This is a genomic window from Verrucosispora sp. WMMA2121, from assembly GCF_027460185.1.
Lineage (GTDB): Bacteria > Actinomycetota > Actinomycetes > Mycobacteriales > Micromonosporaceae > Micromonospora > Micromonospora palythoicola.
This window is the reverse complement of record NZ_JAPZBH010000006.1, coordinates 1028707-1051334: the sequence shown is the minus strand read 5'-3', so window position 1 is coordinate 1051334 and position 22628 is coordinate 1028707. Positions and strand designations below refer to the sequence as shown.

Below are 22628 nucleotides of genomic sequence, written 5' to 3'. Positions count from 1 at the left end.
GACCATGCCCATGACCTCCGACGCCAAGCGCGCTCTCTCGACAACCATCCGGTTCCTGCGCCTTCGCCTCCTCGACGACCTGCATGACGCCACCGAGACCGCCTACCGGCTCTCGGTACGCGCCCAAGACGCAGGACTCGACGCCGCCGCGCGCACGCTGCGGGCTCGGCTGGAGGCATGGGTGGCCGAGCAGCTACGCGCCCAACGTGCGGCCAAGACTGCACACAAGTCCGACCGATCCGCGGAGGACTTCCGCCGCGAAGCTGAGAAACAGGCCGCATACACGCTGCTGAACCGGCTGGTGCTGCTGCGGCTCATGGAGGCCCCCCGGCCCTCGGGAGTCCCGCTTCGCACCCCCGCCGTGGTGACGGGTGGCTGGGAAAGCCGCGCCTACAAGGACTTTCGCCAGCTCGCGCCGGGGCTGGTCCGAGGCGATGAGACCGAGGGTTACGCCTTTCTGCTGCGTTTGACGTTCGAAGATCTCGCCACCGAACTGCCCGGCCTCTACGGGCCGGCGGGCGTGGCCGACCTGATCCCGGTTCCGGCATCCACGCTTCGGTACGTCGTCGACGCCCTCGACGCGGAGACGCTCGAAAGCTGTTGGACCGACGACATGACGCTCGGCTGGGTCTACCAGTACTGGAACGACCCCGAGCGGGAGGCGCTCGACGACAAGCTCAACGGCGGCGGCAAGGTCGAGCCCCATGAGATCGCCAGCAAGACCCAGATGTTCACCGAGCGGTACATGGTCGACTGGCTGCTGCAGAACAGCCTGGGTCCCATGTGGCTGGCCATATGCCAGCGGCACGGCTGGGAACCCGAGGTCCAGACGGACGGCACCCTGGACCGTCTGGAGGAGCGACGGGCGCAATGGCGGGCCAACCGTGCATCGGGCGAGGTCGCGCTCACCGAGCTGATGCCGCTGTACACCGAGGCGGAGCGTCACTGGGCCTACTACCTGCCGCAGCCGATCACCGAGAGTGCGGTCGTGCAAGCACCTGACACAGTTCGTGACCTGAAGTTGCTCGACCCGGCGGTGGGCTCGGGGCACTTCCTGGTGGTGGCGCTCGATCTGCTGGTGGCGCTCTACCACGAGGAAGCCCGCCACCGCGGCGAGGCCGGCACCGAACGCTGGTCCGACAAGGCCATCGTCGAGCGTATCCTCGCGCACAACCTGCACGGCATCGATCTTGACCCACGAGCGGTACAGATTGCCGCCGCAGCGCTGTGGCTCAAGGCCCGACAGATCGCACCCGACGTCCGGCCCGAGCAGCTGAACCTGGTCGCGTCGAACCTGCGCCTGGCGAGCCTGGCCGACAACGACCCGGCGCTCGTCGAGCTACGCCGCGAGGTCGAGCGCGAAACCGGCATCCCGGGCGCCCTGACCGACACGCTGATTCACGCCCTGCGCGGCGCCGACCACCTTGGCAGCCTACTCAAGGTCGACACAGCCGTGGACGAGACGCTGAATCGACACGAGGCTGCGCTGGGGCGGATCAAGCCGGAGCAGGGCGACCTCTTCGCCGGCTTCAAACCCGAGCCGGATCGGATCGCCATCCGTCGAGGCGAGGCCAAGGAAACACTCCTCAAACGGCTCGAAAACTTCCTGGCAAAGCACACCGGCGGCGACGACCTCGGCCTACGGCTACGCGGCGAACAGCTTGCGGCCGGCGTGCGATTCGTACGGCTCGTTCGCGAGGGTACGTATGACCTTGTGGTGGCGAACCCGCCCTATCAGGGTACGAGCAAGCTAGCCGAGACGAGGTACATAGAACAACGATATCCCCTCGGCAAGGCGGACCTCTACGCAGCATTTCTCCTGCGAGGGTTGGAGCTAGTACACGACGGAGGAATCGCCGCTCAGGTATCCAGGAATGGGTGGATGTTTGTCAAACAATACGCTGAACTGCGCAAGGTTGTGCTTACTGAACACTCCGTCAGGTCAGTAGTCGATCTCCTTTGGTGCGCCTTCGAGCAGATGCGCCACGATACTGTAGCCATGTACTGTCTGATGCGGGGCGCAGCAAAAGGTGCGCAGTCTGTGGGACTCGTCCCGACACCGCGAGCGGAGCGCGACGAGTCAATTCCAGCATTAAACAGAAAGCGTGCCGCAACTCTTTGTCACGAAGGCCGCTACGCCTTTGATGTGGCCGCGCTGACGGTTGTGCCGGAGTGGCCGCTAGTATATTGGTGGGACCCGGCCTTTCTTTTGCGGTATTCTCGCGCACCAAAGCTTGCGGAAGTTGCACAAATCAAGAATGGTCTTCAAACGAACGACAATGTCCGATATCTGCGCCGGCCCTGGGAAGTTTCTGTTTCGGCGGCCAATTCACAGCCAGCTAGTTCGAGCGAGTGTTCGCGCACGCTGGTCTGGGTCCCGTATGTCAAGGGTGCGAATGGGGCCAAGTGGAAGCAGCCCTATGACTGGTGTGTAAGCTGGGGCCGCAACGGCCTGGATATCAAGATCCTCAATGAGTGGATCTACGGAAGTGCCAGCCGGTCGGTTCGTAGCGAGGAGCTATACCTCCGTCCGGGGGTCGCAATGACATCCAAGGGAACTGATTTTGGTGCGAGGGCATTCGATCGCCCCAGCATCTTCGATGTGGAAGGTCGGTCGGTCTTTGGCCTTGACGTCGACGAAGCTGTCGTGCTACTGAACGGTCGGCCGGCGCGAAGTGTGATGTCCTCGCTGAACCCGACCATTCATTTTACGGCGGGCGATGCACTCCGAATTCCAGTTCTTCTCGACGGTGCGGCATCGGAAATCTGGAGCAAGGTCTGCTCTGCCTTTAATGCGCACGAATCTTACAGTGAGCCGTCCGTCGAGTTCCGACGCCCTGGCCCCTCGCCCTGGCGCCATGCGCAGATATGGGCCCAGGCTGCCGTCGACCGCCCGGAGGGCGCGCCACTGCCCGATTACGTCGATCAACTTGATCCCGAGCCCTCCACCGATCACCTGAGCTTCGCGCTCGGCGTGGCTCTCGGTCGGTTCGGTGCCGCCGGCAGCACCTCCGAAGGCGTCCTCGACGCGAGCACCGCCGATCTGTCGCACGCCCTACCCCACGGCATTCTCTTCCTCGACAGGACGCTGGACGCTGAAGACCATCGCGACAGCCTCGGCCACCCGGCGACGGCTCCGTTACACGCCGCCTGGGCGCAGCACGGCTCGGCGATTGACTCGAATCGGAGTTTGCGCGACTGGTTCGCCCTCGACTTCTTTAAGGATGTCCACAGGGGCATGTACGAAAATCGGCCTATCCACTGGCCGCTGTCTTCCGCAGGCAAGACTTTCGTGGCGTGGGTGAACATCCATCGCATGACCGAGCAGACCCTGCGAGTGCTGCTCGCCGACCACCTGATGCCGACGCTGTCCCGCCTCGATGGCGAGCTGGCCGACCTACGCGCCGCCCGCGACGGCACCGACAAAAGGGCTATCCGCGCGGCCGAGCGGCATTTCGACCGGACGCTCAAGGCAAGGGACGAGCTGCGAGCGTTCGTTCACGCCGTCGAGCAGTGCGCCGACCGGGGCGGGCCGCCGACCGACAGCAAGTGTCCGCCCCGCGAGCAGGACGCCCGCTACGCACCCGACCTAGACGACGGCGTAATGATCAATTCTGCCGCGCTGTGGCCACTGCTCGACCCGCAGTGGAAAGACCCGAAAAAATGGTGGAAGGAGCTCGCCACAGCCAGCGGCCGTAAGGATTACGACTGGGCCCATCTGGCCATGCGCTACTGGCCTACGCGGGTCGACAAGAAGTGTCGGCAGGACCCGAGCCTGAGCGTTGCTCATGGCTGCTTCTGGCGCTACCACCCTGAGCGCGCCTGGGCCTGGGAGCTACGGCTTCAAGACGAGATCCGTCCCGACTTCCGCATCGAGGAGGCACCCTATCGCCCCGGTGGCCGCGACCTGGGCGACGTTGGTGACGCCCCGTACCGTGAGGCGTTCCTGCGCGACCAGCCCAAGGCCGCCCTCGCAGCGATCGAAAGGGAGGCCCTTCGGCGCATGGGACGGGGCAAGAGCCGGGAGCAGTTAACTGAGCTGCGGATCCTTGAGCCGGGTCTCTGGTCAGCACATGCTGGGGCTATCTGGGAGATGGAGCTCCGGTTGGCAGAGAAGCAGGATGCGGAGTTTCGCATCCTTGCTCCCGACGAGCCGGAGGCTCGCGCGGCGTTCGAGGCTACGTATCCAACGAAGGTACGTGAGCGCAAGGAGTTCGTTGCCGCTCTTGCCCCACGCATCGGCCTGTTTGCCGCTGAGAGTGCACAGGACGAGGTCGAAGAGAGCGTGGGGGACGACGCGTGACGACGGCAGGACCTGGGGCTACGACCGTCGAACTGGGTGGTCCCGTGTCAGAGTGTCTCGAGGCGGATCTCCGCGGGTGGGTGCGCAGACACGGCGTGGTCGTATGGCTTGACCAGGCCGGGCACTACAGGGAGTTCGTCGACCGGCTCAAGGCGTTACGTGAGTCCGGCTCGGTGCCATACGAGGTTTACGCGTTCAGGGGCAGCTATCTGTCGCTGATTTTGGCGCTCGATGGTGTCGCCGCCGGTACCGAGAAGGTGCCGCTGGTCATCCACTTGCCAGGCTTCACCGAGGAGACCGTACGCGGCACACCGCTTTTCGAGCTCTACGCGGCCGGCGTACGATACCGCAAGGCGCTCGACACCCTCGTCACCGAGGCTGCAGCAGGACGGGTGCGGCCGGATCAGATCGCCTCGTTCAAAGAACAGCCCAACATGACGCTCGCGGGGGCCGACGCCTGGCTAAGTGCGCACCTGGACCACACCGGTGTCGGCATCGCTGGGCAGCTTCGAGCAATGAAACTGACCGCTCTGTTCGATGACCTTCTCGACGGGGGACTCGTCGCCAGGCACATCGAACAGTTCGGCGACGAGAACGCCCTCTGGGGACGGCTGGCCGCAGAGGTCGGCCTGCCAAGCGACTGGCGCGATGCCATGCTTCCGCCCATCAGGCCACATGCCGAGGACGTGGCTTTTGTCGCGGCAAGCTGGACTCTGTGCGTGGAGTACGTGCACGACCTCAAGCGTGCGCCCGTCAACACGCATCTCACCTCCGCCGTGGACCTGCCCCGTCCGGTGGTCGAAAACTGCCGCAGCGCGGCGACCCATCTCCGCGAGCGCCATGCGGTCTTCTACCAGCGAACGGCGGATGGGACTGAAGCCGTGCTCGCCGATGAGGTCGAGGCCGCCCACGCTGAAGATCTCGGCAAGGTCGACACGTTCCGGTTTGAAGAGGACAAGGTGCTCAAGGCCGCGTTGGCGGCCCTCGATCGCGAGGACTACGGCCTGGCCGCCGAGTGGGCTGAGCTGCGCGTAGACACGCGGACCTCAAGTGCCTCGTTCTGGCTTCAGGACGATCCAACTAGGCAGTCCGCCTGGCAACTCGTTCACGACGCGGCCCGCCTCGGCCAGGCCATCGCGCACGCGGGCGAGAAGTTGGGGGTTGGCGCGGGCACTCAGAGCGGCCTCGAGACCGCCGTGAACGCCTACGTCGAGCGGGGTGCCTCCGTCGATCAAGCACATCGGCATCTCGAGCAACGGCGGGTGGCACTGCTCTACCCACAGTTGCCCGAGTTCGAAACCCTGCGGACGCGCCTCGATGGGATGCGTCGTGCCTGGAGCGTGTGGGCCGATGGGTGGGCGCGCGAGTTCAACGCGCTCTGCACATCCCACGGCTTCCTTCCGGGCGCCTCGCACCAGCAGCGGATGCTTTTCAACGAGGTGGTCAAGCCGATGACGCAGGAAGCTGGCACCACGGCGTACTTCGTTGTCGACGCTCTTCGATTCGAGATGGGCGATGAGCTCTATCACCAGCTGAAGGACACGCCCGCCACCACTGTGCTGCTCAAGCCCAGGCTCGCAGAACTTCCCACCGTTACTGCGGTAGGCATGAACGCACTCGCACCAGTCGAAAAGAACGGCCGTCTGCGTGTTTCGATGGCGAGCGACACGGCAGGGATTCAAGGTTTCAAGACAGGCGAGTTTCGCGTGTCTGACCCCGAAACCCGCAAGCGGGCCATGCACGATCGGGTGGGCGGAACGACGTGCCCATGGCTCACCCTCGATCAGGTCGTCAGCCGGGACAGTGGCTCACTCAAACGCTCGATCGCCCAGGCACGACTGGTCGTCGTTCATAGCCAGGAAATCGACAATGCAGGCGAAAAGGGTGTCGGTCCTGCGGTCTTCGACCACGCCATGCAGAAGCTGCGCGCCGCCTGGCGTCTTCTTCGAGACGCGGGCGTGCGTCGGTTCGTCTTCACTAGCGATCACGGCTTTCTCCTGCTTGACGACAACACCGGGTCGGCTCAGGCGCACGGCCGTCGCATCGACCCAGACCGAAGGCATGTCTTCTCCCCTGTGGCAGCGGATCATGATGGAGAGGTGAGGGTCGCCCTGGCAAACCTAGGCTACGAGGGAGCCGACGGGCACCTGATGTTCCCAGAGACCACTGCGGTGTTCGATACCGGCCGACGCTCCATGAGTTTTGTCCACGGGGGCAACAGCCTGCAGGAGCGCGTCATCCCGGTCTTGACCGTGGTGCACCGTGCCGCCTCTGGCGGAAATAACGTGCAATACGGCATCAAAGCCGAGGCCCGTGAGGACGTCGGGGGGATGCACTGCATCGAGGCCATGGTTGAGGTCCTCGCGCAGCGGTCGTTGGACTTCGGAAGTTCACAGAACGTCGAGCTCGCACTGCGGGTTCACGACGCCGAAGGCGTGCAGGTCGAACTCTGCCAAACCCGCGGCAAGGCGCGGATCGCAGGCGGCGTGGTGGTCGCGACCGTCGGCGAACCTTTCGAGATGTTCTTCCGGCTCTCCGGAGCATCCAATGCGCGCGTGCTCGTGCAGCTCCACCACCCCAGCGCCGTGGCGGATGTGGAGCCGTGCGTACCGGACGTTCGCTTCGCGGTCACGGCGACCCGCGGGCCATCGTCACTACCGCCCGCAGCAACGCTAGGTGTCGGGGCGGGCAGTACAAGCTGGCTCGAGCAGTTCTCCGAACCGGGAGTCCGGCAGGTGTTTGAGCACCTGGCCACGCACGGCACGGTCACGGAGAACGAAGCCGCCGCGATGTTGGGGGGTCCACGTAGTCTTCGGCGTTTCGCCATCCACTTTGAAACCTATGCCCAGAAGGCACCCTTCGGCGTGCGCATCGATGTCGTAGCCGGAGTGAAACGATATGTACGTGAGGGTATGGAATGAGCACACTGACTCAGAAGGACGTCGAGCACGTCTTCGAGTCGCTCCGCAAGGGCCTCGTCCCCGAGCGAGGAATCGACGCGTTCGCCGTGGGCATCGACAAACAGCGCGGTGAGCTTCATCGACAGCTCGACTTCGCAAAGAGCGGCGAGGGTACCGTCAAGTTCATTCGTGGCGGCTACGGCTGCGGCAAGACCTTCATGGCACGGCTCACGTTGCTCGATGCCCAGGCCAAAGGGTTCGCCACCAGCTTCGTCGTGGTCTCCGACAACGATCTTCGGTTCCACCGGTTCGACGACGTGTACCGCAAGGTGCTGACCGAGCTCGGAACCGCATCATGCTCACGAGGGGCCCTGGGCGACATCCTCGACCGCTGGATCGGACGGGTGGAAGACAGCCTCGTCGCAGCCGGCGAAGACGACTCGGCCCCTGACTTCGACACCAAGGTACAGAAACGCCTCGACGAAGACCTCTCGGCCATGACCGGCGGCCGGGCACCACAGGACTTCGTCCGCGTCATCCAGACGATCTTTGAGCTGAAGCAGAAGGGCGATATCACTGAAGCGGGAGCGCTCATCTCATGGTTGTGCGGTAGCGGCAACGTCGCAATGGCGGCCAAGAAGTCCGCGGGTATCAAGGGCGACATCGGCAGCCGCGATGCCCTGGACTACCTGCGTGGTGTGCTCGAGATCGTGAAGGCAGCCGGGTACGCGGGCCTCGTCGTCGTCATCGATGAGGCCGAGACCATCCTGCGCATGCGTTCGGACTCGCGTCACAAATCCCTCAACGGAATCCGGCAGATCTCCGACGCGGCGAGTTCCTATCCGGGCATGTTGTGGGTCTTCACCGGCACCCCGGAGTTCTTCGACACCCGGCATGGCGTTGCCGGACTCGCACCCCTGCATGATCGGATCCGGTTCCTAAAGCAGGGCAGGTTTGCCAGCCTGCGGCAGGCGCAGCTGGAACTCGTGCCCTTCGACGCCGATCGCCTCCGATCGGTTGCGCTTCGACTGCGTGAGCTGTTCCCGACGTCGGACCGTGGCGGCCTCGAAAAGAAGATCAGCACGGCGTTCGTGGAACGGCTGGTCACAGAGGTGACCGCCGGATTCAAGGGAGACGTCGGCGTGGTGCCACGCCAGTTCCTGCGCGAGTTCGTCACCCAACTCGACCTGGTCGAGGAACACCTTGACTACGATCCCATGGCGGAGTACGGATTCCAGGCCACGGAACTCAGTCCCGAAGAGCAGCACGTGCTCTCCGGTACGAAACTTGCCGACCTCGACGACGAGGCGGACGGGCTCGTGCCCGCAGAGGATGTGTGGTGAGCGTCTTCGCCAGATTCGCACCACGCCTGCAGCAGGCGATCGTTTCCCGGCTGGGCTGGTCCAGCCTGCGCCCGGTGCAGGAAGCAGCCGGCGAGGCGCTACTGGCCGGCGACAACGCCGTCATTCTGGCACCCACCGCCGGCGGTAAGACCGAGGCGGCGATGTTCCCGGCCCTGTCCCAGCTTGTCGAAACCGCGCCGGACGGGGTGAGCGTCCTCTACGTCGCACCGATCAAGGCGCTGCTGAACAACCAGGCCGACCGGCTGGGCCTCTACACCGACATGATCGGTCTGCGTCGTTTCGTCTGGCACGGCGACACCCCGAATCATGCCCGCAGCCAGTTCCTCAGAGATCCCGCTGAACTGCTGATGACCACACCTGAATCACTCGAAGTGATGCTGGTGTCACCCCGAGTGGATGAGAGTAGGCTCTTCGCTGATCTGCGGATCGTGGTCATCGACGAGGTGCACGCCCTGGCCGGAACGGATCGGGGCGCCCACCTGATGAGCGTGCTCGAACGCCTGGCGCGGGTCTCCAAACACGACCTCCAACGCGTGGGGCTGTCCGCGACCGTGGGCAACCCGGAGGCGATCCTGTCATGGCTGCGGGGCACATCGAACCGGCCGGGGAGGGTGGTCGACCCGCCGAAGCAGCCGGGGCGCCGGCAGATCCTGGTCACCTACCGCCGGAACCTCGCACTGCTGTCCCGGGACGCGGCAACCGTCGCGCGGGGCCGCAGGAGCCTGTTTTTCTGCCAGTCCCGCGCCACGACAGAGGCCGTCGCCGAGTACATGAGACGCGTCGGTACGACCGTATTCGTCCACCACAGCGCCGTGTCGAGGGAAGAACGCCAACTCGCCGAGGAACGCTTCCACCGCGGCGACGACGCCTGCATCGTGTGTACCTCCACACTGGAGTTGGGCATCGACGTGGGCGACCTCGACCGGGTGTTGCAGGCCGAGGCGCCAGACACGGTGAGCTCGTTCCTGCAACGTATGGGCCGAACCGGGCGGCGCGCCGGCCAGGCGGCCAACACCACGTTCTTCTGCGAAACCACCGACGGTGTCGTCCAGGCCATCGCCCTGGTCGAGTTGGCGAAGGCGGGCTGGGTCGAACCGGTCGAGGCGGAGGACCGCTGCTGGCCGGTACTCATCCACCAACTCCTGGCCATGTCGCTGTCCAGCGACGGGATCACCGTCGCAGCTGCCTGGGAGCACCTTTCGCGGGTACCGGATTTCCGGGGTATTCACCAGGCCGAGTTCGACCGTCTCCTGAGCTGGATGCTGCGGGACGACGCGTTGCGGATCGCAGATGGCCGCCTGGTCCTCGGCCCCAAGGCGGAACGCCGCTTCGGGCGTAAGAACTTCATGGACCTCTACGCAGTCTTCTCCAGCCCGCAGACCTATACGGTTCAGACCGTCGGTGGTCAGGCCCTCGGTTCGCTGAACCAGACGTTCGTCGACCGGCTCGTCGACGGAGTCAGTAGTTTCCTGCTCAGCGGACGCGCGTGGGCAGTCCTTCGGGTCGAGCACCGCGATCGCAGCGTGATCGTCGAGCCGGCACCCCGAGGGCGCCAGCCCACCTGGGGAGGCTTCCTTCCCCAGTACCTCGGATTCGAGCTCTGCCAGCGCATCCTGTCGATACTCCTGTGTGACGACCGCTATCCATACCTTGACGATGCTGCGTGCAGGGTCCTCGCCGAGCACCGCGCGACCATGCGCGGGACCGTCACCTCCCACCGTGGAGGCGTGGAAGTTGACGACGGGGAGATCCGCTGGTGGACCTTCGCTGGCGGACGGATCAACTCGACCCTGCGGTACGCACTCGAAGCGGTCGGCAACGACTGGAAAGTCATCCCGGACAACTTTCTCATCAAGGTTCGGGGAGAGAACCTCGACGTGCTGACCTTCCGCGACGCGATTGCCGGGCTCGCCGAACCCGAGTTCTGGGAGAACGATCGGCTTTGGGGTGACGTCGCCGAATCGCTGCCCAACTACCGCCTCAGCAAATTCCAGCCGCTGATGCCCCCCTGGGTCGAACGTGAAGTGATCGCCAGCTATCTGCTCGACGTTGGCGGGGCCTGGCAATGGCTCTCGGGACTTCGAGGCAGAGGACCTCGCCTTCCCGAGTCCGTCCGGACGTTGTCGCCCAGCGACGCGGTGCGCCTCGCCCGCCTCGAGCAGGTCCCAGCGGAACTGCCCCCGCTGCGCCGCGAGCACGAGCGGCCACTGGTCTGGGTGCGCACCCTCCCGCAGCTCCAGGCAGCGGTTGCTGAGCTGATGTCCGAGTCCGTCGTTGGTCTCGACGTTGAAACCACACTGGCGAACCGTGCCCTGTGCCTGATTCAGATGGCGAGCCGTGAGGCGACCTACCTTTTAGACGTCCTCGAACTTCCAGACCTGGAACCGCTCGGCGAACTGTTCGCGAGCACCGAAACAACCAAGCTAATCCACTACGCCTCATTCGAGCGCGCCGTCCTTGGCCGGCACGGGTTCGCCCTGAAGGCCGTCGTGGATACGTGTGACGTGTCGAGGCGGCTTCGCCCCACCGCCAAAGGCCACAGCCTGCGCGAGGTCTGCGCCCGTGAACTTGGCATGGAACTCGACAAGAGGGAACAAACTGGGGACTGGGCGCGGCGACCGCTGACGAGCAGCCAGGTGACCTACGCCGCCCTCGACGCCGAGGTGTTACTTCGCTTGCACTCTCACTTCGAGGAAACTGCACGCAGTACTGGAACTCGTCGCTTGTAGCAGGCCTCCGCTTCTCCCTGGTGATCGCCGAACGTCTTTCCGCCGCGGCTGTCTCCGCCCATCGCCTTCGGCATAGACGTCTGCCTACGAACGGCGCTAGCCTTCCTCCACCGTCTCCACATAGGAACCACATTGGGGGCAGTTGGGGTAGCACCCGAACACGAGGCCGCCGTTGCCGTTGACTCGGAAGTCGTGGCCGCAGCCTCGACAGTGATAGACGGCGTAGCCCGTGCAGGTCCGGACGTTGTGCCCATCTTCGCCGCAGTTGCCGCAGCTGGCCATCAATCTCCCCTCCCGCCTGACGTCGGACCGCAGTCTAGACGAGTGATAGCCATGGTGGCCTCTGTAAATGGGACGCTGGTGCAGTGAACAGGCGAGGGCCCCGCTTAACTTCGAAGCCCGGATTGCCTCTCGTGGTCAGGCGGCTGGCCTTCGGCGGGGCCGGTCCCTGATGAGGGCGGCCAGGTGAGCTCCGGTTGCGGCCAGATCGATGGGCGTGCCGGCTAGCTGATTGGTCAGCTCACCGATGCGGTATCGCAGGAGCCGCTGGTATCGAGCAGCGTAGACGGCGACATGGGTGACGCGGAGACCGTCGTGATGGGCAAGCAGCGCGTACGTCACGATTTGACGGATCAGCTCGTCCAGGTAGCGATCGTCGTCGAGTCGGCCGCTTTTTACTTCCAGCACCGTCGTGCCGAGGAGGAAGTCGGCGTGGCGGCGTCCGTCAAGCAGCGACAGCTCCGCGGTCGCGGGCCCGTAGGAACGGAGAGCGCTGTGGAAGCCATTGGAGTAACTGGCCCAGACGGTACGGAACGCACGCCTCGTGCGGTAGGTCTCGTCGGGACGACCATTGAGAAGGCGGGGATAGCGCTCCAGGAGATCACGCGCGACATCCCCGGCATGGAAGCGATGACGGTCGAGATCGTTGAGCAAGCTACGGACATAGGCGAGCCGGCTGGCGACGGTGAAGATGTGCGCCGGGTGCAGCGCTGAGCCGCCACGGTGCCAGACGTTGTAGGTTTTGGCAGCGTCAGCCGTGGGCCGATAGCCCGCCATGCTGAGCAACCGGGTCGCGAGGTCATGGCCGAGGCAGTGGAGCAGGCGAAGGTACGGGCTCTGATCGCACAAGGTCAGACCGGTCGCGAGTTCCACGACGTGGCCGAAGAACGACTTGTTCGGCGGGTCGATCAGCAGAACTGGACAGCGGCGAAGATCTGCCGCGATTTCGGCGCGCAGGGTGTGCTGGTACGGAAAAGTATCGGCAAGCCAGGTGCCGACGGGATCCTGTGGGGCGGCATGGCATTCGGCGATCATGGTGGTACTCCTCTCACGGCAGGAGCGACGCTGACCATGGGCGCGGCAGCGTGGGGCCCGGCAGGTAGGAACTCGCGAGACAGGCGGTCCGTCCGATAGGCGGAATGTCTTCAGCAACCAGATGGGTAGCGCCGCAAGCGGGTCTGTAGCCCGCGGCCTTCACGCCGCGATGGGCTCCGCGAGAGGAAGCGGCAAGCAAGGGGAGACGGATAGACCGGCGTCCCGACTCCTGCACGGTACGACGGACACGAACGATGCACAAGGACTTCTTCGGCCCACTGCTTTGAGGAGCGTGGCCGGCCGAACCCGCGGTCCGCTCAGCTCGTCTACGGTCTTCCGGGCACAGAATGCGGGTGCTCACCGGGTGCTCGCGCGCCGTGGACGGACAGGCATTCTGTGGTACACGGCGGCCTACCGGCGGCGGACTGGCAGGGGGATGTGGGACTGCCAGGGCCGTACGGAACAGATAAGCATGGCATCGACGGAGCTCTTAATCCGCGGGTTCGGGGTTCGAGTCCCTGGCGGCGCACCAACGAGCAAGGCCCTGACCTGGTAGAGCTCTGCCGGTCGGGGCCTTTTTCGCGTACGCCGGTGGCGGCTGGTCGCTCGGTGGGTGCTCGGGAGCCGTTGGACTGGGGCAGCGTCGGTGGGACGCGGGTACGACAGCGGATCGGTCGGAGCTTGATCAACGCAGGGCTGGGATGTTGTCGAGCTGATCAGGGCGAAGGTTCTTCCTGACGATGCCGGACGGTCGTGCCCGGTCAGGTGCGCAGGCAACGACCTCTTCGGGAGTGATCGCGTAGTCGACGCTGAAGTCGTGATCGGCGTCCGGAAGTTCCTCGTCAAGGAGCTGACTCTGGTGGACGGTGGTGGCTATGGCGGTGTCCCGGGTCACTAATCCGGCCTCTGTCAGGAGCGCGATCTCCAGGTCGGAGTAGCCGGCGCCCTTGCCGACCCGTACGCCGTTGCGTCGGCTGATCGCGACGCTGCCGCACACGATCATGTCTACCGGCCGCATTTCGTCGGGGCCGACCGTGGGGGCGATCCCGGGCGCGCCTGTGCTCGTGGCGGCAATCTCGAACGGGACTGTCAGCACCGCCGGGTCGAGCAGGTAGAAGGGCTTCGGTGTGGCGAGTCGCGGGACCGCCATGTAGAGCAGCTTGCCCTCTTGGAGGGCGCGTACCCGGACAGGCAACTGGGCCCGGTCGGGGTTGCACTTGATGACCCTTGCCTTCGTCCAGACATCCAGGTCCGCGAGCCTGGCTGCGGCGTCGTCCTTGCCGGTGAAGTCAGGAATGTGGCCATGCACCCCTGGCGGTGCCATGCCTTCGCGTTCGAGGAGATCCCAGACGCGTCGGCGAACGGCCTGCTTGGCGTCGTCGGTGCTTGTCACGATGTTGCTCCTATGGAGTCATGAGGGTGAGGAGGCGTTCGTTGACATCCTGGACCGCAGGCCGATCGCTCCAGGGCCGCAGTTCGCGGGCTGCGGCGAAGGCGAGGTTCAGGCCGCCTCCCGCGCGGGTCCGCTCAATGACGCTGATGGCTTGATGCAGGTAAGAGATGGCTGTATCGAGGTCGCGATGACGGATGTTGGCGAGGGTGAGGTTACCGAGGACGACGGCTGTCGACTTGCGGCGTGCGGCGACCAGTTGGTGGGCTTTCTCCAACGCCGTGATCGCGTCCGCCGACCTGTTCAACGACAACCAGCACGAGCCCGCGAGTCGGGCGTGGTGGCTGGGACAGTAGAGGACGGAGGCAGGATCCTGCGGGCCCACCGAGGCGAAGGAATCCTCGGCGACTCCGAGGGCCTCAGCGCAGTCCCGAACCTGACCGAGCATCGCGTGTGCCTCGGCGCGGTGTAGTTGGGCGAGGCCCGCAAGTACAGGGCTGGTGCGGCGGCTCACCTCAGTGGCGTTTGCGGTCAACGCGATGGCAGCGGTTGGCCGCTTGGTGCCATAGAGCGCCAGGTAGCTCTTGCGAAGTAGCGCGTTGGCTTCGGCGACAGGATCGCGGGCTTCCTTCGCGGCGTTGATCGCCTGGTCGAAGTATGCGGCGCTGGCGGCGTCGTCGTGTCGTTGCGTGGCGTCCCATACCAGCTGGCCCATCAGCGTGGCCGATTCGGCGATCGCGGCAGCCAGTTCACGCTGAACTGAGCCGGCGTCGGCGTACCGACGGAGAAAGACCGCCTGCCCGTGCAACTGCGCCGCTTCGGCCAGGAGAAGGGTCGAAGGTGTCTGGTCGTAGCGTTCGTCAAGATGCCGCACGCGCTCCCGCAGGTACGCCACCGTGATCAGGTCGACGCGACCGGGCTGCCGCAGCGCGTAGTCGAGACGCCCGTCGGGCGTGGCGGGCGGCTGCCGGGTGTCAGCCAATAGATCGGCCAGTTCCTCGACGGACACTTTGAGAGCCGTGGCCAGGTGCGGGCGGTGCCAGGGCTGAGGGTCCGTCTCTGCCCGTTCCCACCGAACGATTGTGGAGCGGTCCACGCCGAGGACTTCGGCGAGGTGCTCCTGGCTGAGCCCAATCGCCTTGCGTCGCTGCGCCAGCCGATACCGGCGTAGGCCCGACGCGCGCCGCCCACTTCCGCCACTGCGTATCACAGATCCATTTATCCAGCTCACGGTGTTCATCGCAATGGGAATGCATCGGTTCTGCGTCATTGCCGCACTGGGACCGGCCGGCGAACAGCGGTTGGGTGGGAGACAGGCGATCAAACCCCACTTACTGAGCCGGAGAGTGCGAGGTGAGCTGTCCGAAGCGAGAGAGAACTGAGGACTTTACCGAAAGTGCAGGCTTTGGTTGTCGCCAGCCACCACCGCATCCTTCCGTTCACGTCGATACGACTCCCCGCCTGCGTACCGCCATCGGGGCTGCGCGGGTGGGTGATCGGCGGCATACCCGAAGCCGCCGTGCGACGGCGGTGGGCTCGCCATTCCCGGCGAGCCCACCGTCGACCGTCTCGAAGGGGTGTCCCGGCATGACGGTTTACATCTCGCACAACGCGATTGTCGGCCAGCCCCGGCGACCAGAGCCCGGGTCCACGTCTTCGCACTGGCAGACGCGGCAGGCGGATCCGCCGTTGCTGACCCATGCGTGGCGTCGGTTGTTCGAGCAGCAGGCCAGAGAGAGCGATAGGCCGTGACCGGCGGGACTCGCCGCCTGTCGGTGCACCGGAACCTTGCGGTTGAGGGGGAGCATCTGCCGATGCGTCCGCTGTGGCTTTGCCGCCGGTGTGGGCAGCCATGGCCGTGCGGGGCGGCAAAGCTGGCCCTCGTGGCCGAGTACCGGGACATGTCGGTGAGCCTGATCCTTTATCTGGCCAGCTGCCTGCACGACGCAATTGATGACCTACACCGGCTCAACCCCAGCGTGACGGGCAACGCGGCTGACATGTACGACCGATTCCTCGGCTGGCCCGCCCGCCACACCCACGGTTACCGAACGTCTACTGCACCACCGAGAAGCGAGGACGCCTCGCCGTGAACGGTATCGGCCTCATCAGCGTCAATCGTCAGCCGGCGATCGCCAGCAGGTTCCACACACTGGTGGTGCAGCCCACCAGCTTCTGCAACCTCGACTGCACCTACTGCTATCTGCCCGACCGCAGATCCATCCGCCTGATGAGCGATGCCGTCGCGCAAGCCTGCGCCGAATCGATCGCCCAGCAGAACAGCAGTCATCCGGTCAGCGTCGTGTGGCACGGCGGCGAGCCGACTGCTACCCCCACCGAGACTTTTCAGCGGCTGCTGACGCCGTTTGAGGATCTGCGGCGCGACGGCCGGGTGCGTCACGAGATCCAGACCAACGGCACCCTCATCAACCAGCGGTGGTGCGACCTGCTCGCCATACACGACTTCGAGATCGGGATCAGCATCGACGGTCCAGGCACGCTGAACGGCAACCGGCTCGACCGAGGAGGCAGGGCAACGACCGCCCGGACGATGCGTGGCATACAGACGCTCGTCGACAACGGCCTGACGTACTCAGTGATCTGCGTCGTTACACCCGAGACCATCGACCATGCCGACGACCTCGTCGAGTTCTTTGCCGGTCTGCCGTGCTGTGAGTCGGTGGGCTTCAACATCGAGGAGCAGGAAGGTGCCGACCGCCTGCCAGTCTCCGAGGAAGCCGCCTACCGGTTCTGGCACCAGATCGTGCGGTACCGGCTTGCTGGCAGTTTGCTGCGGATCCGCGACGTGGACCGCCTGGCCGACTACCTCGTCGCCACCCGTGCCGGGCTTGTCGGCCACGTCCCGTACGAGCCGATCCCCACCGTCTCCCACGACGGCCAGGTGGTTCTGCTGTCACCGGAGCTGCTCGGCATCAAAGACCCGCGTTACGCGGACTTCATCGCCGGCAACGTGCTCCACGAGCCGATCGGGGACATGCTCGCCGGTGCCAGGGAGCTGCGATACGTCACCGAGTTCGTGACCGCGCTCAACGACTGCGCAGTGGCGTGCCCACCCCGCGCCCGAACAGGTTGAGGAGACATGCGGACGACCACCGTGGGCGACGTGACCCTTCTCCTGCCCGACCTCGATCCGGAGGACCTCGACCAGGTCAGCGATCTGTCCGACGATGACGTCCGCGACGGCCTCATCGACGGGGTCTCCTGGCGTGGTGAGCAGCTTGCGGAGCAGAGTATTCGAGGTTGCCGGATCACCGGCGCGGACCTCGGTGAGGTCAGCTGGGAAGCGGGGGCTCTCTACGGGTGCGAGATCGTCGGGACGGACTTGTCCGGCGCGACCCTCACCGGCATCAGCATCGAGCGATGCTCGGTCACCGGATCCCGGTTCACCGGCGCTCGGCTCATCGACGTCCGCCTCAAAGACGTCCTGTTCGACGACTGCCGGTTCGACTATGCCACCCTGAATCGCGTCAGCGCGGCCGGTTCGGTGGCCTTCACCAACTGCACCCTTGGCCACGGCAGTTGGTCGTCCTGCCGCCTGTCCGGCGTTGCCCTGCGCTCCTGCAATCTGAGCGACCTGGAGCTGGAATCCTGCCGCCTCGACGGTGCCGATCTGCGGGGCAGCCGGTTGCACCACTTCAGGACACCGTTGGACAACCTTCATGGCGTCGTTCTCGGTGAAGACCAGCTTCCTGACCTCACCCGCTCAGCCGTCGACGCGCTGAGTATCGTCGTCCGCGCCGAGGGCTGACCGAGGCCGAGGCAGATGATCGCCTGACCATAGGTCGAGGCCGTCCTTGCCTGGGTGTCCACCTCAAACTCCGCGTCGCCTCACTTGACCTGCGCACCTTCATGATTCAGTGCGGCCGACTACCGGCTTGAGGTCGCGACTCCATCCTCCAGGTAGACGCCGCCATGCCCGATGGCGTCGACCGCTGCGGCAACCCGCCGAGCCAACCGAGGAATCAACACCTCGTCGAGGCGTTCCGGGCCGACGAACTCGTACCGGTCCAGCTCGTCTGGGCACAGGCGGATCGTCGTGACCTGGTCCGCTGTCAGCACTCCGCCGTCGAAGACGAACATGAGTCCGCCGTCCCATGGCGGGGTGGCCGGCACCCAGTCGACGCACAGCAGCGCTCCTGCGGACACCGACAGGCCCAGTTCCTCCCTGACCTCGCGGACACATGCGTCCGCCGGGGACTCGTCCGGTTCCACCGTCCCGCCGGGGATCTCCCACACGTCTTTGTACGTCGGGTGGACCACCAACACCCGACCGGCCTCGTCGCGCAGGATCATTCCGGCGGCTGCGCGGACGCGCGTCACGTTGGCAATGTAGGAGAGATCAGGTTCGGTCTGTGTCTCGGCCACGCGACCGACCCTACGGCCTCGCCTCGTGTGTTTCGCCCGGATCGAGTTGGGCTGGCGACCGTAGCGTGTGGCCCTCAGCCTCGCTCCGAGCACAAGGGCTGGCGGGCAACGCATCTCAAATAACGAGAACGGGTGCCTGCGCTTCAAGCTTCTTTCACCTGCGATCGCGGGCGAATTCGTGCCGACGGAGACCTGCGGTAGCCGGAGCCGGTAACCACTGTATGAATGCGGAGAAAAATCAGGTTTGCCGGATCAGTCATAGTGGTCCGGGGCTCGGCATCGTGGGCGGTGCGCCCCGCGCACGTGACAGTGGCTTTCATAGTCGGTTTTCCTCGGTTGACGGAGCACGAAGTCGGTCCGCAGCGTGTGCGCTGCGGGCCGATCGCGTCGCCATATTGGGGAAAGGCAGGGAGAGGCTGCTGTCGAAAAGCGGGGAACCTCTGGCAAGGACCTCATCCGCTAGCCGGCGCCGGTTAGCCGGTGACCACGCCTCATAGCTCTGCCAAGGCGACATTTCAAGCTTCATCGACACCATCGCACGAAATCCGGCGACTCGGCCGGAAGGGTTATGAGTCCGCACTTCCACGACTTCGCTGCCGAGCAACCGGGCTGGCCTGCTGAGGGTCGAGGCGGAGTATGGTCAAAGCCATCGTCGTGGGTGTGCCGACACGTCAAAGCATTGACTCTGATCATGCCATCCGGCACACTTTCCGGAGTCGCCACGATGCGGCCGGTAAGCCCTTTGTTGCAAGGTTGTTTCGGCAGTCAACGTAGACAGGTCCGGGTCCCCACAATGGCGTTGGGGATTGCATTGAGTCTCTTACCAGCATTTGGACGTCGATGGCTTTCTCGCCTGCCGGTTCCGCGTGCCTTCGGGCAAAGTTCCGCCGCTCGTGGGTCGCGGCTCTGGACTCGTCTCTGAAAGCCGGGTGGCGTATTCGTGACCGGTGCGGCTGATTCAGACTTAGATCTGAATCGGCCTGTTTGTTTCCCATGGATCGGAGATCTAGTGCGCATCGCCTTCCTCACCACGACTCAGCATGGCCACCTCAACCCGTACATCCCGGTGGTCAACGCGCTCCAAGCCGCCGGCAACGAGGTTGTCCTGCTGTTGGTGTCGGCGGACGGTGGCGTGCTCGGCGAGCAGCGTCGCCAGGCGCTGGGGGCGGCGGAGGTCCACATGGTCGGGCAGGTCCAGATGGCGCCGTGGAGCGACGATCCGGCAAAGATCGGTCCGATGCTCGAATCGTCACCGTTGGCGGACCAGGTGGCCGATGTGCTGCGGGCGACGGCGCCGGACTTCGCGCTGCTCGATTCGCTGCCGGTACTGGCGGCAGCGATGGCGGGGGCCCAGGCGTCCGGGGTGCCGTACGGGATGATCTGGGCAAACCTCGGCGGGGTATGCCCGAAGGAGCGTCGGCGAGGTCGCTGGCTGTACGACGAGCAGGTTGGCGACTATCTGACCAGGCGCGGGGTGTTGTGGTCGACCCGAACGCACTCGGCGCGTTCGCCGATCCTCAATGTGATGCCGACGATTCCCTCGCTCGTCGGGGATGAAGCGGTCACGGACGACGGCGTGCAGCTGGTCGGGTTGCCGGGTGCGGCCGGTGTGCGCGGCGACGAGGTCGCCTTTCCCGGCCTGGCGGAGATCGACCCCGGCCGGCCGTTGGTGTTCGTCTCATTCGGCACGATCTTCTTCAGGCGGCCCGAGCTCCTACGCACGGCGATCATGGGGGCGGTGAAGACCGGCGCGCAGGTGATTGCGGCGGTGGGAGATCTCGCTGAGGAACTCGCGCTGCCCGCCGACGTGCTTACCGCCCCGTACGTGCCCCAACGTGAGGTGCTTGAGCGCGCCGACGTGTTCATCACCCATGGCGGCTACAACTCGGTGGCGGAGTCGATCCGGGCGGCGACACCGATGCTGGTGATCCCGCTGGCCGTGGATCAGCCTATCCAGGCGTACTTCGTGGAGACCGCGGGCTTCGGGACGGCATTGGAGCCGGTCGACGTCTCAGAACAGGCAGTCGCTGACGCTGTGTCCGATCTGCTTGATCCCGGCCGGGACTACCGGGCGCGGCTGCGCGCGGCGCAGCCCGAGTGCGGTGATTCCGCCGCGCGCACGGCAGAAATAGTCGGCAGCATCAGCGAGAAGCTACAGCGAAAGGGGGAGCAGTGACGATAGAACTGCAGCGGCCGGTGGACGGTCAGATCGTCTTCGACGATCCTGAAAATTTGTCGTTCCGGGTGGACCGCCGGGCCTACACCGACGACGACGTGGCCGCACAGGAGATGACCAGAATCTTCGATCGCTGCTGGTTGTACGTCGGGCACGAATCGGAGGTGCCCGAACTGGGCTCCTATGTGTCACGTGACGTCGGAGGGCGCCCGGTGGTCATGGCGCGCGGCTCCGACGGGGTGATTCGAGTGCTTGCCAACAGCTGCCCGCACCGCGGTGCGCTGATCTGCTCGCAGTCGGCCGGCCAGGCCAGATCGTTCCGGTGCCCGTATCACGACTGGACCTTCTCCAACCAGGGTGACCTGGTCGGGGTTCCGCTCCCGGACGGGTACGGCCCAGGCTTCCGCAAGTCCGACTTCGACCTGGCGCGACACCGTAGCGACAGTTACCGCGGTTTCGTGTTCGCGACCTTCGATCCTGAGCAGCCACGCACCTTGACCGAGTATCTGGCGGGCGCGACGGAGTACCTCGATCTGATCGCCGACCAGTCCGAAGTCGGAATGGAGGTGATCCAAGGCGCGCAGTTGCACGGGGCCCGGGCCAACTGGAAGCTCATGATGGAGAACAGCGTCGACATCTACCACTTCCGCGCCCTGCACAAGCGATACGTGAGCTACATCGAGTCGCTCGGGACGATGGCACCGCGACGACGAGGCGGCTTCGCCCGTGCTCTCGGACGGGGGCATGGCGCCAATGAGTTGGTACCGGCGGCAGCCCGACCGCTCGCCTACTGGACGCCGATGTTTCCCGCCGAGGTCAGGTCACGGATGGAGGCGACGGCCGCCCGCTTCGTCGAACGGTTCGGCGCCGAACGCGCCCAACGGATCACCGGCGCCAACCGGGCGTTGATGATCTTCCCTAACCTGATGATCATCGACGCCATCGGGATCACCATCCGCAAGATCGACCCGGTAAGCGCCGGCCAGATGTCCATCACCTCGGTCGCGCTGGCCCCCAAGGACGAGGATCCGGACATACGGGAACTGCGTAAGAGTCACTACCTGACCTTCCTCGGCCCCGCCGGCTTCGCCACCCCCGACGACATCGAGATCATCGAGTCCTGCCAACGTGGCTACCTCAATCGCACGCTCCGCCACTCGGACCTGTCCCGCGGTATGGGCAAGGAGGTCCCCGAGACCACCGACGAACTGCCAGCCCGGGAGTTCTGGCGGCAGTGGGACCGGCTGATGCACGACGGCGACGACCGCGAGGAAGGTCACCACCTCACTCAGCGGGCCGAGAGGCAAGGGGGGCAACGGCGATGACCACCGACACGATCAACACCGAGCCGGCGGTCGACGACACGGCCCAGTTGCGGTTGTGGCACCGGGTGAGCCAGTTCCTCTTCCGCGAGGCGCGGCTGCTCGACGAGTGGCGCCTGCGCGAGTGGTACGACGAGATGCTGACCGACGACATCCGCTACCTGGTGCCGGCCACGGACGTCCGGGGTGAGCCGGCCGACGCGCTCGGGCTCATCGACGACAACGCCGCCCGGCTGCGCCAGCGGATCGAGCAGATCCTCAACGGCGAGGTGTGGTGCGAGAATCCCCGCTCGCGGACGAATCGGATGATCAGCAACGTGGAGATCGTGGCTGATCGGGGCACACACCTCGATGTGGCGGCGAATGTCGTCGTGTACCGGTTCGGGCACGGTCGCTCTGACTGTTACGTCGGAAAGTTTCGGCTCGAACTCGCCGTCGAGGGCGAGTCGTTCCGGGTCCGGAGACGTCTCGTGGTGCTCGACCACGAGAGTCTCTTCGAACACGGAAAGCTCAGCATCATCCTCTGAGATCTGACCGGGCCACGGCCCTCCTCACCGCTCTGGACGCGGGGTGGGTCTGGTCAGGCTGCGCCGGTACCTGCCGTGCTGATCGACGATGCCGGCGGCGGGGCCCCGGCGGCGTCGCCGCCTTCTCGATGTGCACCGACATCTGCGCCGTCACTGCTCGCCGCCTTCGAGGCGGCGTAGCAGCTCACCGCTGTCCGACAGGCCACCTGGCACCACG

15 protein-coding genes are annotated in these 22628 nt (G+C 65.3%); 11 read left to right on the top strand and 4 right to left on the bottom strand.

The window, feature by feature from the left end; all coding sequences use genetic code 11:
- Window positions 1–4 precede the first annotated feature (4 nt).
- Genes pglX through O7605_RS13720 form a run of 4 tightly spaced genes read left to right on the top strand, consistent with a single transcriptional unit; the run spans window position 5 to window position 11296 of the window.
- Window positions 5–4303: a BREX-6 system adenine-specific DNA-methyltransferase PglX gene (pglX, locus tag O7605_RS13735; protein WP_269739546.1), complete on the top strand. Its 4299-nt coding sequence runs from the start codon at window positions 5–7 to the stop codon at window positions 4301–4303.
- On the top strand, window positions 4300–7224 hold the full coding sequence (gene pglZ, locus O7605_RS13730; protein ID WP_332317124.1) for a BREX-6 system phosphatase PglZ: 2925 nt from the start codon (window positions 4300–4302) through the stop codon (window positions 7222–7224). The genes pglX and pglZ overlap by 4 nt, the downstream gene beginning before the upstream one ends.
- Window positions 7221–8546: a BREX system ATP-binding protein BrxD gene (brxD, locus tag O7605_RS13725; protein WP_269739544.1), complete on the top strand. Its 1326-nt coding sequence runs from the start codon at window positions 7221–7223 to the stop codon at window positions 8544–8546. The genes pglZ and brxD overlap by 4 nt, the downstream gene beginning before the upstream one ends.
- A complete protein-coding gene (locus tag O7605_RS13720; RefSeq protein WP_269739543.1) occupies window positions 8543–11296 on the top strand; it encodes a DEAD/DEAH box helicase in 2754 nt (917 codons plus the stop codon). The genes brxD and O7605_RS13720 overlap by 4 nt, the downstream gene beginning before the upstream one ends.
- A gap of 417 nt (window positions 11297–11713) precedes the next feature.
- On the opposite strand, the gene O7605_RS13715 is transcribed toward O7605_RS13720, so the two are convergent.
- The 3 genes from O7605_RS13715 to O7605_RS13705 all read right to left on the bottom strand — a co-directional run bounded on the left by O7605_RS13715 (window position 11714) and on the right by O7605_RS13705 (window position 15210).
- Entirely contained in the window at window positions 11714–12610 is an 897-nt protein-coding gene (locus tag O7605_RS13715; protein WP_269739542.1) for a hypothetical protein, read from the bottom strand.
- A gap of 685 nt (window positions 12611–13295) precedes the next feature.
- A complete protein-coding gene (locus tag O7605_RS13710) occupies window positions 13296–14003 on the bottom strand; it encodes a 5-formyltetrahydrofolate cyclo-ligase (protein WP_269739541.1) in 708 nt (235 codons plus the stop codon).
- A 10-nt stretch (window positions 14004–14013) separates the two neighbouring features.
- Window positions 14014–15210 (bottom strand): helix-turn-helix transcriptional regulator, encoded by a 1197-nt coding sequence (locus O7605_RS13705; protein WP_269742627.1) that lies wholly within the window; start codon window positions 15208–15210, stop codon window positions 14014–14016.
- A gap of 377 nt (window positions 15211–15587) precedes the next feature.
- On the opposite strand from O7605_RS13705, the gene amcA reads away from it, so the two are divergent.
- The 4 genes from amcA to O7605_RS13690 are packed head-to-tail and all read left to right on the top strand — an operon-like array spanning window position 15588 to window position 17769.
- The gene (amcA, locus tag O7605_RS31890) at window positions 15588–15752 is read left to right on the top strand and encodes a multiple cyclophane-containing RiPP AmcA (protein ID WP_307818710.1); all 165 of its coding nucleotides are present in this window, start codon (window positions 15588–15590) and stop codon (window positions 15750–15752) included.
- Window positions 15749–16093 (top strand): hypothetical protein, encoded by a 345-nt coding sequence (locus O7605_RS13700; protein ID WP_269739540.1) that lies wholly within the window; start codon window positions 15749–15751, stop codon window positions 16091–16093. The genes amcA and O7605_RS13700 overlap by 4 nt, the downstream gene beginning before the upstream one ends.
- Window positions 16090–17094: a cyclophane-forming radical SAM peptide maturase AmcB gene (gene amcB / locus O7605_RS13695; protein ID WP_269739539.1), complete on the top strand. Its 1005-nt coding sequence runs from the start codon at window positions 16090–16092 to the stop codon at window positions 17092–17094. The genes O7605_RS13700 and amcB overlap by 4 nt, the downstream gene beginning before the upstream one ends.
- A 6-nt stretch (window positions 17095–17100) precedes the next feature.
- Complete coding sequence (locus tag O7605_RS13690) at window positions 17101–17769, top strand: pentapeptide repeat-containing protein (RefSeq protein ID WP_269739538.1); 669 nt, start codon at window positions 17101–17103, stop codon at window positions 17767–17769.
- Between the two features lie 119 nt (window positions 17770–17888).
- Here O7605_RS13690 and O7605_RS13685 read toward each other — a convergent pair whose 3' ends face one another.
- Window positions 17889–18341: an NUDIX domain-containing protein gene (locus tag O7605_RS13685; RefSeq protein WP_269739537.1), complete on the bottom strand. Its 453-nt coding sequence runs from the start codon at window positions 18339–18341 to the stop codon at window positions 17889–17891.
- Between the two features lie 1054 nt (window positions 18342–19395).
- Between O7605_RS13685 and O7605_RS13680 the strand changes: the two genes are divergently transcribed.
- From O7605_RS13680 to O7605_RS13670, 3 genes are read left to right on the top strand one after another with little or no spacing between them, the layout of a single operon-like run.
- Complete coding sequence (locus O7605_RS13680) at window positions 19396–20562, top strand: nucleotide disphospho-sugar-binding domain-containing protein (protein WP_269739536.1); 1167 nt, start codon at window positions 19396–19398, stop codon at window positions 20560–20562.
- Entirely contained in the window at window positions 20559–21887 is a 1329-nt protein-coding gene (locus O7605_RS13675; RefSeq protein WP_269739535.1) for an aromatic ring-hydroxylating oxygenase subunit alpha, read from the top strand. Before O7605_RS13680 ends, O7605_RS13675 begins: the two co-directional genes overlap by 4 nt.
- Complete coding sequence (locus O7605_RS13670; RefSeq protein ID WP_269739534.1) at window positions 21884–22411, top strand: aromatic-ring-hydroxylating dioxygenase subunit beta; 528 nt, start codon at window positions 21884–21886, stop codon at window positions 22409–22411. The genes O7605_RS13675 and O7605_RS13670 overlap by 4 nt, the downstream gene beginning before the upstream one ends.
- The last annotated feature ends 217 nt before the right edge of the window (window positions 22412–22628 follow it).

Excerpts from the sequence above, each read along its gene's own strand:
- pglX (WP_269739546.1), top strand. The coding sequence starts at position 5 with ATGCCCATGACCTCCGACGCCAAGCGCGCTCTCTCGACAACCATCCGG.
- brxD (WP_269739544.1), top strand. The coding sequence starts at position 7,221 with ATGAGCACACTGACTCAGAAGGACGTCGAGCACGTCTTCGAGTCGCTC.
- O7605_RS13715 (WP_269739542.1), bottom strand. The coding sequence starts at position 12,610 with ATGATCGCCGAATGCCATGCCGCCCCACAGGATCCCGTCGGCACCTGG.
- amcA (WP_307818710.1), top strand. The coding sequence starts at position 15,588 with ATGACGGTTTACATCTCGCACAACGCGATTGTCGGCCAGCCCCGGCGA.
- O7605_RS13690 (WP_269739538.1), top strand. The coding sequence starts at position 17,101 with ATGCGGACGACCACCGTGGGCGACGTGACCCTTCTCCTGCCCGACCTC.
- O7605_RS13670 (WP_269739534.1), top strand. The coding sequence starts at position 21,884 with ATGACCACCGACACGATCAACACCGAGCCGGCGGTCGACGACACGGCC.